The 12107-nt window shown below is 57.7% G+C and carries 6 protein-coding genes; 2 read left to right on the plus strand and 4 right to left on the minus strand.

All coding sequences use genetic code 11. The annotated features are described in order from the left end of the window. Nucleotides 1–15 precede the first annotated feature (15 nt). On the plus strand, nucleotides 16–438 hold the full coding sequence (locus SH664x_RS14445) for a hypothetical protein (RefSeq protein ID WP_437202043.1): 423 nt from the start codon (nucleotides 16–18) through the stop codon (nucleotides 436–438). Between the two features lie 330 nt (nucleotides 439–768). Then, nucleotides 769–2262: a hypothetical protein gene (locus SH664x_RS14450; RefSeq protein WP_437202045.1), complete on the plus strand. Its 1494-nt coding sequence runs from the start codon at nucleotides 769–771 to the stop codon at nucleotides 2260–2262. On the opposite strand, the gene drmC is transcribed toward SH664x_RS14450, so the two are convergent. From drmC to SH664x_RS14470, 4 genes are read right to left on the minus strand one after another with little or no spacing between them, the layout of a single operon-like run. After that, nucleotides 2235–3026 carry a DISARM system phospholipase D-like protein DrmC gene (gene drmC / locus SH664x_RS14455; protein WP_437202047.1) on the minus strand — a complete coding sequence of 264 codons (792 nt, stop codon included), beginning with the start codon at nucleotides 3024–3026 and terminating at the stop codon, nucleotides 2235–2237. The two genes, SH664x_RS14450 and drmC, sit on opposite strands and share 28 nt — an antisense overlap. Before the next feature lie 2 nt (nucleotides 3027–3028). Next, on the minus strand, nucleotides 3029–4858 hold the full coding sequence (gene drmB / locus SH664x_RS14460; protein WP_437202049.1) for a DrmB family protein: 1830 nt from the start codon (nucleotides 4856–4858) through the stop codon (nucleotides 3029–3031). Then, nucleotides 4855–8274, minus strand: coding sequence for a DISARM system helicase DrmA (drmA, locus tag SH664x_RS14465; protein ID WP_437202052.1), 3420 nt, complete (start codon nucleotides 8272–8274; stop codon nucleotides 4855–4857). The genes drmB and drmA overlap by 4 nt, the downstream gene beginning before the upstream one ends. Nucleotides 8275–8314: 40 nt before the next feature. Next, the gene (locus SH664x_RS14470) at nucleotides 8315–12094 is read right to left on the minus strand and encodes an RNA-directed DNA polymerase (protein WP_437202054.1); all 3780 of its coding nucleotides are present in this window, start codon (nucleotides 12092–12094) and stop codon (nucleotides 8315–8317) included. Nucleotides 12095–12107: the final 13 nt, after the last annotated feature.

Consider the following 12107-nt stretch of genomic DNA (forward strand, 5'->3'; position numbering starts at 1 on the left):
GAGCCGGAGGCCAGCGTGACCACCCGAACGACCGTCATGGACGCTGACGTTGAATTGGCCCTCAGGGTCACCGTTCAACATCACGGCTATGACTTCAACGATCTGGCCGGCGGGGTCGATCAAACGATCATCGCCACAATCGGCCAGACTCCTGAAGGCTGCCACTACTTCAATCCCGCCGTCACTGTCTCCTGTCCCCAGCCGACCCCGGCGTTCTTCGCCAAAGTCAAACAGGAACAAGCCCGCTGGTGCCGGACCGCCAGCCTGACCTTCAAGAAACGGGGGCGACGAAGCGTGAAGTCTTGGATCAGCCACGACCGAGTCACCAACAAGTACGCCCGCTACCTCGAGCGTGCCGCCTGCTTCACCGGCATCCTGTTCATCGACGGTCGACCTGTCCCACACCACCAGTGGCCGAGCCGCAAGTCTCCCTTGTGAGGTAGTCGCCTGCCGTGCATCAAGTGTGGAGAGAAACTTCAGTACGAATAGTTTTCCATTGCCACAAGAAGTCGCATGCTCGGACACCCTGTCAATAGAACTTACGTCATTCGAGGACAATTCTTCTTCCGCTGTATTCCCGAGGGGCCGCCTTATAGCCGATCTCGCCCGGTACTGAGGCGACGAAGTCAAAGCGATATCCGGAAGTGCTCTTATGATTATGTCCTCGCACGCCGACCGACGGCTATCTCCGGTATCCCGCAGTGCCTTGCTTCTGGCACGGGTAGATCGGGGAACCGCCAGCATCTTCAGAGCAGGAAAGGGCAAGCGATGGCAAAGGGATGGTTTGAAGTGGACAAGGCCGGACTCGGCCACCTCGTCGATCAGCAAAACAAAGGACGAATCATCGCGGAACTGCTCCAGAATGCACTTGATGAGCAGGTCTCCAGGGTGAATATCACCCTTCAACCACATCCACGAGGCCGGCTCGCCGATCTGATCGTCGAAGATGACTCTCCAGACGGTTTTCGGGACCTTGCTCACGCCTACACGCTGTTTGTCGACAGCCGCAAGAAGGATGATCCTGAAAAGCGAGGCCGGTTCAATCTCGGTGAAAAACTGGTTCTCGCCATGTGTCGAGACGCACAGATCAGCACAACATCCGGCACGGTCATCTTTCGGAACGACGGACAGAGAATCCTGAAACCTCGTGTGAAGCGTGAACGGGGATCAGAGTTCCGGGCAACGATTCGAATGAATCGGGCCGAACATGGTGAGGCATTGTCGTACCTGAATTCGGTGCTTGTCCCCAGGGGCGTTAGAGTCACCCTCAATGGCTCCACCTTGGCACCACGATTCCCGGTTCATGCCTTCGACGCCACACTCGAAACGGAAATTGCCGACGAGGATCGCACTCTGCGGACAAGAAGGCGGAAGACCCGAATTGAACTGTATGCCCCTGCCCACGGCGAAGTGGGTACGGTCTACGAGATGGGACTTCCAGTGGTGGAGACCGGAGACACTTGGCACATCAACGTCTGCCAAAAGGTTCCGCTAAACCTCAATCGGGACAACCTCCGTCCGGCCTACCTCCAGCGGCTGAGAACACTGGTTTTCAACGAGATGCACCAGCACTTGACCGAGACGGATGCGGGGAACACATGGGTGCAAGAAGCGACTTCCCATCCTGAGTGTTCAGGCGACGCAATCAAGAGCTTTCTGGACCTCCGGTTCGGCACAAATCGGGCCTCTTATGATCCAAGCGATCCCGAGGCCGGCAAGCGAATCCAAGCGGCTGGTGGGACGGTCGTCACCGGGAGCATGTTGAACCGTCACCAATGGACCAACGCCAAAGAGGCCGCGGCCATTCTGCCTGCGGGGAAAATTTGTCCGTCGCCGAAACCCTACAGCGACGATCCCGATGCTCCACAAGAAGACGTGGTTCCACCGCACGAGTGGACGCAAGGTATCAGGAACATCGCCGACTACGCGGTCTTTCTGGCTCGCGAATTGATGGGAGTCCGCCTTTCCGTCAAGGTGACCCGCTGCCCCAACTGCTTTCTGGCCTGCTATGGCGGTGAGCAGTTGACGTTCAACCTACAGCATCTTGGCCACCGCTGGTTCGAGCAAGGCCCTAACGAAGAAGTTGACTCGCTCCTCATACACGAGTTCGGGCACGAGTACTCAGCCGATCACCTGAGCGACGAATACTACGAAGCCCTGTGTCAACTGGGAGCAAGATTGAAGCGAGTCGCCTTGGAGCAATCCGAAGCCCTACGGCACTTCTCAAGTCTGGCTCAGAACGCTCTGGCAGCTAGCCCGTGAGAATACAGATGCTTGAAGTGACGCGTCAGGCGATCTGCGAGCCACGGAGACTCGATGTTGAGACCGACCTCGATATTCCGCTGTTGGCCAGCCTCGGTGAAATTCGCCGAGGACACGAACACTTGCTCGCCGTCCACGACGACGCACTTTGCATGTAACGACGAGCGGATGGGGCTCTCGGCGTCGATGGATCGTGGATCGTAGTAAACCCGCGGCAACCGATGCCCCCGAGGCCACTGCGATTCCCTGAATCTCTGGGCGAAACGGGAGACCAGTACTGCCGACGGGCTGCCATCTCCAGCGGGACGGGGAATGTCGAGGAACATCTCGACTTCAAGGTTGGGCTTCTCTTCCATTCGCCGGGCCAAGGCTTCGAAGACTCGCTGTCCCTGGTAAACCGCATATCCGACCACCAGGACCGAACGCTCCGCATGAGCGAAAAGCTCTCGGACGACGACCGCCGTGTCACGGTTCGTCACGCCCGCGGCTTCCGGGCCGGAAGTGACCAGATCGATTCTGGGTTGGGCAGTCCGAACGGCAAGGCGATCCTGCTCAAGCAGATCCAGAACGACGAGGATCTGCTCTGGTTGAAAGCCTCTGACTTCCAACTCGCTCAACGTGGCCGTGACCGCAGTGGCGGTGGCGGGGGGCAGAATTCGGGAAACCTGAAGCTCGGAATACGGAGCAGCAATCCGCCTTGACCGCAGGGCGACGATCAACGCACGGAGATCCGCATCGCTTAGATGGGCGAGGGCATCGTTCATGATCAGGCGAGCTTGAAGAACTCGATCCCGAGATTATCGACGGTTGGGACGACCAGGGCCCGGTCAAGGAACTCGTTGTGCTGCTCACAGGATGTCTCGGAAATGAGCAGACAGCCGTGACAAGCGGCTCCGTGCAGGAACCGTCGCTCGTGCAGATTCGCCGGCTCGTGCTGGGCACAGACAGGATCGTTCGAGCAGAGTTGACCCAGTTCCAATGCGTTTCGAACGTGCTCGTGAATGCGACGACCGACCTGTACCAAACCTCCCAGCGTGCCCTCGGCGTCCGATGTTCCCGTGTAAAGCAAGACCCCGAATCCGACATGAGGGATCGCGTAGATCCGCTCTCGAATCGAACTTGCCGGATACCCGCACTCCAGAGCAACAGCCGTCAGCAGCAGGTGCGAGAAGGAATGGAATAGCACGTACGGGAGCAGGCCTCCTGCTTCAACGAACTTCTTTGTGGCGTTGTTGTGGTTATCCTTCCACGCATCATAGCCGGCCAGTAGCCGCTTACCCCGGGCAATGACATCCGTACGATTCACCCACTTCTTCACCTCATCGCTACTGAACTGAAGGAAGATGCCTTCGCCCCGTGTTTCAATGGCCGGGAGCCAGGTCACTTCGCGTGCCAATGGTGCCCGTCGGACGCCCATTTCCAGTTCACCATCAATGTCCGGGGAAACCGCCTCGAACCGGGTGAACCCAACTTGGGCCATTACTTCTCGCAATCGATGCACGAGGACGATCCGCTCAATCTTCTTCATCCACGGAGCGTTCCAGACTTCTCGGCTCAGAGTTCGAGCGTAGAAGTTTCCGTCGGGCCGGTCGTCCCCGAGCTCTTCCTTGCTGGCCATCAAGGTTTCCATTTCGGCCTGCTTGATCGACTTCTGCTGCTGGAGCGAGTGTCCTCGCCGAATCTGAACTTCATCGAGGACTTCTTCATCGGAGTACGGTTCCAAAACCTTATGCACCTTCGCCTTTTTCCGCTCGTACCGGAGCATTTCGAGATCTTCGACTTCTCCCACGAAGTCCCACACAGTCTCCACTGCCTCGCGAAGGGTTTCGTTGCGATCCGGCAGAGAGATGACACTCATGAGCTGCGGAAAATAGGCGTTGCTGGCGGTGCGGATGAGAAGCCGATTCGGCTCGCCACATCGCTCTTTCGAATATGGCCCTAACCAGGGACGATTGCCGTCGCAGTGGCCGAGGGACACCGTTCGCTCCGAGGCCTGCAACATGCTCCGTTCGCCGCGACCACATTCACATCGAACCCAGACTTCTGATAGATCCCCAGTTGTTCCCCGCTCTTCGATCCACAACTGACGACGGCAATCCGTCTCGCCGCCGTGGGCGAAGCTGTACCAGTCGATGTCCCCGATATGTCCGTTTCGGCACGCTCGGACGAATCGAACCGGAACCACAGAACGCTTCTTTTTCCGGTCGTCGATGAACTTCCCCTTGGTCAGCATCCGGCGGTGGACCAGCATTCTTGCCCGGATAGTTCCGCGGCTGGCTTCGGTGTCCACGTCTTGGGTGATAAACCATTCGGGGAACTGCCAGGCCGTGATCCCGGTCTGTGGAGCGGTGGGATCGTCCGGGTCCGGAGGCGGGCCGTGGAGCTTGAGCATCGTCAGCGGAGGATCGAACAGCGATTTCAGCTTTTCCACCAGTCGCGGCTCGACGATCTCCTCGCCTCCCGTCGACCACGAATCGAGGCCGCCGACGACAACGGAGTGATTGGGAAGATCGAGCATCGCTCCAGGACCGAATGACGTGATCAACTGGCTCTGTCGGATCTGCCCGTGCGGGCGAGTTCCCGGTCGACGGCTCATGCTTCTTCCTCCTCTGGCTCAATGTCTATGCCGTCGATTGTTTTCAGCCACAGATTGACGTTGGGTTCGACATCACGCATCGAACGATTCGCCCGGAATTTCCTGTGTCGCGGCGGCAGGGTTTTCAACTCTGGGTTCAAGAATTCATAAAGCAACCGCTGGGCACCGCCATGTTCCGTCTGATACTGGAGAACCCCGCCAGCATCGTGAAGCTCCTTGGCGATCTTGCTCCACTCGTCGAGAAGATCCTGGCAACGTTCCCACACCCGTTTAGAGAGCCGATCCGCTTCCCCTGATGAACTGTCGAGATGGGTCGCCAGGGCACGATCCGCCAGCCTCTGGACGGCGAACTCCAGCTTCGGCAGTTCCCGCAGAATCTCAGATGCCCCGCGAGGATGCGTCATTGGCAGGTGCCCCTGTCGAGCGAGAGCCACGAGGGTGCCCGCCAATCCGCGGTCCAATGCCCGTGGGGAAAACGGAGTGACGCTGGTGGCTTCGACGCTCCGGTAGAACGACTCATGAAAGGCACAGAAACGCTCATAGTGGGAGCGGTCGCGAGGCCGATGGATGTTGAAGATTGTGACTACGAGTCCCGGCCTCTCGTGATCCCGACCGACGCGGCTTGTCGCCTGAATGTATTCGGCACTCGTCTTGGGCTGCCCGAAGACGACCATAAGGCCAAGACGAGTGATATCGAGGCCGACAGAAATCATGTTTGTGGCGATGGCCACGTCCACATGCTCCTTTTCGCTGAACGGCTGCTCAAGTTTTCGCTTGGCTTCCGAGACGCGGTTGGTGGTCACCCGGCTGGTGAGCTCGACCGGCTCATACGCGATCGTACGGTCCCGAAACAGGCCAGCGGTCTCCCCGACTCGCTTACGTGCTCCGCGACCCATGAGCTGCGTGCGGACTTCATCTTCAATCAGCCGGCGAGCACCACCGAGCTCCCGCAGGCTATTAAAATAGCCCAGGAGCGTCATGTACGGATCGGCGGGGTTCGGAACGGCCTTGGCACCGCCAGCCTCCAGATAGGCCTTCTGTGCTGCACCCAGGAGTGCCAAATAGACTCGCAGCATCACCACTTTCGGGCTGCGTCCTTGGGCCGCGATTCCGACATACTGCCGGGCATTGCTGCGGTCCGTCGAATGAGTTTCGGCAAAGAACGAATGGCGACGATCCGGGCCAGGCGGAGGGAACACATCGACCTGCCGACGGTTGAACAAAGCTCGAATCTGCGACTCGGCCCGCCGGACAGTCGCCGTCGAGGCAATGATCTTCGGTCGGATCGTGTGACCGTCCTTCTCGATCGTCGCCAGTTCATCGAGGGCCGTCTCGTACAGGCCTACCATCGTGCCCAGCGGACCGGAGATGAGGTGCAGTTCGTCCTGAATCACCAGATCGGGGGGAGGCAGGCTGTCTACAGGCAATGGCCGCCCGGTGCTGGGGTGGCAGGGACCGTAGAAGCCTTCGGAATCGGCCCGCTGCACCCGTCCGAAGAATGCTCCAACTTCACCGGTCCAAGGCATGGCGGCGAACTTATCGACGGTTGCGATGAGGAAGCAGGGGAGCCGACGATAGATTGGCTCGTCAACAGCCAGGATCGGCAGGTGATTGCCCCGTGAGAAGTCACACTTCCGATTCAGGCAGGTGACTCGTAGATCGGTGGGCATGTCCGGATTCGGCATAAGCTGAAACGAACTCGCCCGGAACTTCTCGCCGCACCACGGACATTCCTCCAGCGGAATTGGCGAGGGCTTACGATCATCATTCTTAAATGCGATCGTCTTGGCCCGAGCCGATTCCCGATCCGTGTCGCCCTTTTGTCCCATCCGGTTAGGGGTTGCGGCCCTTCCGACCCACAAACCAATCTCAAATGGCCACTCGCCCAACTTCGTGACGTCCTGTTGCCGTTCAAGTTCCAACGCACAGACCATTGCCGCAGCACGCCCGAGCTGGTCCAGCGTGAGCAGCCGCAGGGTGTACCGCATCAGAACACTCAAGCCCGCGGACGTAATGCCGGGATTCCGCAGCCGACGCAACACCAGCGTAAATGCTGCCAGCCCGAGGTAAGCTTCCGTTTTACCACCACCGGTCGGGAAGAAGAGCAGATCCACACAATCCCGGTCGGGGTCCGACGGGTCGGCGATTCCCTTGAGGTTCATCAGCAGGAATGCCAGCTGGAACGGCCGCCACTCCGGTACAATCTCGTCCGGTGATTTCTTCCACTGAAGTGCCAGACGGCGTCTCCCTTGAGTCGCCATCGCCCGGTTCGTAATCCGGAATGCCTCCAGGCATGGCAGATCACGCAGCAGTTCGATGCCCGCCTGAATTCGGTCAGCTGCCAATTCCGCCCGCCGGAGCAATTCGTCCGCAGTCTCTTTCCGGTGTGCTGGCGATGAAGGAACGTTTCGTTTCTGTTCGGCGATCCATGCCCGGTAGGCGGTGACGAGATTTCCCAGCTTGGCCTCAGCATCCTTCCCGTCCGTCAGGCTGGACAGTTCCTCCATCCTTAGCTCGACATCCGGAATCGACGAAGGGGCCACCCGTTCCACATCGGCCGTTGGAATCCAGCAGGCCCGAACAATTTGGCAACTACAATCGTCAACCTGGGCCGCAGTGGAAACGCTGTGACCGACCGCGAATTCGCACGCATCGCGGTATTGCAAGTCAGCCACCCGCTCGTCCCAATCCTTACTCTGAAGGCTGCGAAGATTCGGACGGGCGACGAGTCCATCGCGGCAATGGACCTCCAGTTCGGCTTGAAAGATGAAGCCTTCGTCGCTCGCCTCATCCGGAGCCGGTTTCCTTCGATTCACGACGAACAGCGAAAGACTTCGCGTCCCTTGCGGTAGGCCTCCATCAACTCCAGAATCGGGAATCCCACGAATCGACCAAGCGAGTTCTACGCCGCGACTGTTCGGGACCGGAATAGCTCCACTAGCTGGGATCGTCTCCGGGAGCTTCAGCGTCACGGAACCTTCGCGAGGAATTCGCCGCCACTCGACCGAAGGCGACTCAGTTTCGTCAACTTCGGACCGCAAATACTCCCCATAGCTAACGGTCGCTTCAAGATCGGTCGTCTTTGTTGAGATCAATACACTCAGGCCCATGCTGCTGGGCAGGAACGACCGCCGTGCAGCCGCTCGCTCAGGCGTCTCATCGTCATCCAACCCTGCTGGCTCAGCCGCCTGATCGAGCTCGTCCATGCTCGTGGGATCAGTCCGCTGCTCCTCTGCAGCGTCTGTGGGGACTAAAAAGCCGGTGAGATACCAGCGAGAGGGGGACTGCGGCAGAACCTCCTTTGGATCGCCCATATTCTGGCTGGGGCCGACGAGGTCTAGCTGCAAAGCGTCGACCAGCTTACCGCGAACGCCCAGTGGACTGGATGGATTTAAGTTGAGATTGTTCGTCGCCATATGTTTCCTCTCCAGGCCTCACTGCCTTCCGGCAGTCGCTTTATCGTCGTCGATGGTTGGCAGGCGGAGTCTTCAGTGTGTCGCCACCATTTCGGTAGAGATCAAAGTCCAGTTCGAAAAAGCTCACCGCAACCTGCTCATTACCATGAGTGTGGAAAATGGTCCTCTTGTTCTTGTCTGCGAATGGAGCGTGAGCACTCGACCCGCCGTATTCCCCAGAATTCGCCACGACAACATGTTGAAACATATGGTAGTGAAGGGCGGCAGCCATGTTATCGAATGTACCGACATCAATATTCAAAGCCGGAACAATGAAAAGATCAGTAATGTTCCGTAAATCGGCTGCGAGGCTAAGGTCAGTTGCGTCGTAACACACTGCACTCGTCATTGACCACAGTATGTCGGAAAGATTGCGGGGAGACACCAGATTCAGAATCCATTGAGCGGGACGATAGGGCATGATGCCAAGCGTCCTCTCATGTCCCGTCATATGCTGCTTCCCCTGATAGACGATCTGGACATCAAGGCCCCCCGTTGGCCTCCTCACAGGAATGATCCATGCCGCCCCATTCACCAACGTTCCGTCTCCGTCGTCCGCAGGGCGAAATACAAGTCCTGCACATAGGATGCACCGATTCTGCATGACGAACGGCACCAAGAGCGGGCGAACATCGGAAGGATGAATCGACAGCTCTGGTAGGAGCAGCAACTCAATCCCCACAGCCAAATCCTGATGGGTTGTTCGGACCTCAAGCATTCGTTGAATGCCAGCCAGAACAGATGCGGTATGTCGGCGATGCCTTCGCCGATAGGGATCTGCCAGAAGTTGGGGATCGTTTAGAAGATCCGCAAAACGTGGAAGAACAGTCTGGGCCAAGCCGACTCGCATCCGCCGCATACCCTCGTCTGATTCATTGCCATTCGCACTTCGGGCAAATCCGAGAAGCTTTGGCACTGTGACCGGCAGAATCGGAATCCGCGACGATCGCCCGTACAGGCGTTCCATCTCTTCGACGCGACTTTGAAGTAGTTCTTCCAAATGTGCCTCACTGAAGCCTTGTGGCAATCGAATCTCGAACTCGAACTCCGGAAACCCAGGCCATTCCAGGAGTCGATTCAGCAGTGAGCCAAACCAAGACGAGATGGGAATGCAAGGCGGTCCGAATGCATTGCGGCCATTAAACATCCCGTAACGCCTTCTGAGCCAACTTGAGCGATAGGGGACATACAGAATCTGCGACCGGGAGGTTTTCGCACGGCCGTCCAACGTGTAGTCGGGAATGCCAGTCAGCAAGACCCGCAGTAGCATTCCTAGTTGGTATTTCCAGCGTTCGCGAGCAGGCACCCACTCCGGGAGTCGGAAACGACTGTCCTTGGAAGAGAGCGGAGCCAAGGTGACTTCAAAGGCATCGTCAGCGACAGGATAGCTTTCAGGTCGTAGACGAGACCAATCCGGTGCTGAAACTAGAACGCGGTCGGGAGTGACCACAACCGACTCGCCCGTCAACAAAGGAATGAGTCTTTGGGCGAAGCGGATCGCTAAGTATTCCTGACGAAAGGGATTCCCAGGAGAACGCGACACGTCCAGAAGAGAGTAACTGACCCCAGGATCAGCATTCTCAAGCGTCGCTGGAAACACCTGTATGTCCAAGATGCCATATCCTTGGAAGAGGTGCCGCCATGCCGCCTTCGTGTTGGTTTTCATCTTCTGCCACACCGCCAACGATAGTTGCCGATGCTCGCTCAGAATACGCACCAGCCATCGTTGCTGTCGTCGAATTCCCTCCTTGCTCCACTGCTTGAGAAATGCGGTCGCCGCTTTCTCCGGCGTCTGAAGTCCAGCGTGAAGCAAAGTAAATCGTGGCACCTCGGATGGTGGCAGATCCCGATATGCTCCCTTCAACGTCTTGTGGAGCAGTACATAATGGCGGAGTGCCGGATTTGAGCGTCGCGTTGCTCGGTGATCGACATACTCGCCAAAGCACGCCAAGTACAAATAGGCTTGTTGCACCAGATACCAGGGAAAGGCTTGTTTTCGCGATAGAATCTCTCGGGCGAGATCCGCCAACTTCGTCTGGTACGCCTGCAAGTCGACTCCATCTGGTAACTTGTCATTGTCGTCGACAAGCCCGGTCTCGGTCGCTCCGGCCTTCAGCAGTTCTGCTGCACAATACCAGGCGACGCGACGAGGAGCCTTTCGTTTTGTTCTCACACCGAGGTATTCGCTTAGGAGAGCCAAGACGGCGTCCAGAGTGCGGACATCGGGACGCAAATCGAGGGCAACCCGAAGGAGCCGCATGTTTGACGGATCGCGAATCCATCGCTCCACCAACCGACTTCCGAAGTGACTCGCTTTTTCATCCAGAATCTCACGAGTCAGCGTAGAACTGAGGCGAAATCGGCCCGAGTTCCATTCTTCAGACTCGCTCTCCTTACTCGGCTCATTGCCGGCTTCTTGCTCTGCAAATGTTTCGCTCATGGGGCGTAATGTGCGAAACGCAGACCGAAACCGATTCGCAGCGAACCGAGCCACCGTGTTTTCGCCTACGTCTGGCTTTGCAGCCAACACCGTGTCCTGGAAACGCTCTCCCAGACCCAATGAATTCGCTTCCGTCGAATACAGTAGAGTTTCGATTAGTTCCAAGGTCTCTTCGCCAACGAAGAGATCCATGACTCCAGAAGCGTTGTGGTTGACCCGCCGCATGCTGGAAGACACTCGGACGCTCCCTGCAGCGGCGTTTCGCCCCATCACAACTCCGCACTTCTCTGGATTAACGACAAGACCCGGTGCGTGTTGAGTGAGTGCTGCGGTCAACAATTCTGAGAAGGCCTTGACTAGCCGTGCCTCAAGATCAGCCTGTTTGAGCTTGCCGAAGCTGCTTTCAAGCCGCACGACGAAACGCATGTCGTCCACGTACCGGCAGTAGTCGAGCAGTTGCCACTCACCTTGGTCATTCCATTTATCGAACATCGAGACAATCGATTCGTCGAAATCAATCAGCACGACATTCGCGAAGAATCCACTCGACACCAGTCCCTGAGGCAAGGCGATGCGGTCGAAATCTGGTATTGAGTTTGGATTCGCCTGGCTGGCATACTTGAGTGCCTCTTTGGCCTCACTACCGTGCCACGTCCAATCGAAGAATGATTCGAAGGACCGAAGGAGGCGTTTGTCAGCATTTCGTCTAAGAAGTCGTCTGACGCTGGCATGCAGAACTTCGGGGCGGACACGGTCATAGAACTGCGACAGATCCGCCGAAATGATCGCCCAGTCCTGGTCCTGCCCGCTGAAGTGGTTGCGGACGGCCTGGTCCGGTCGTGCAATGAAGTTCTGATAATCCTGAAAGTACTGTCGGTAGACGCCCGCGTTCCCCCATCTGAACCGCATGCCATTTTCCACCCGATCACAGAAAAGGCGATGCCCGTAGCTCACCATGCCGGCTTCGCGGGCTTTTGCTGCGGACATTCTAGGATCGCCTTGTCGGGTCTCGGCGGTATCCGCCAACAGGATCATGAATGCGGTGCCGAGAATCTGGTCACGAACCGAGAGGTGAGCCAACGGCCGAAGTTTCTTCTCGACCGCAGATGGCCCCTTCGCTGGCCGCCACTGCTCTTTCTTGATCTCCCACACCTGGGACTTGGGAGCCAGCACTAGCCGCAACGGGTTGGAACGCAGCGGTTCGCCTGACTGAAGTTCCTCAGCAATTCGACGAGTCACCGCACCCAAATCGGCGTTCGTCAGGTCGAGTTCCAAGACATCCGAATACCAGTTGTGCCGACGAATGTAATCGTGAGCCTTCTTCCACGCAGGAACCAGCAAGTATTCCTGTGAG

The organism is Planctomicrobium aquicomposti, assembly GCF_051466325.1.
In the GTDB taxonomy this organism is placed as follows: Bacteria; Planctomycetota; Planctomycetia; order Planctomycetales; family Planctomycetaceae; genus Planctomicrobium.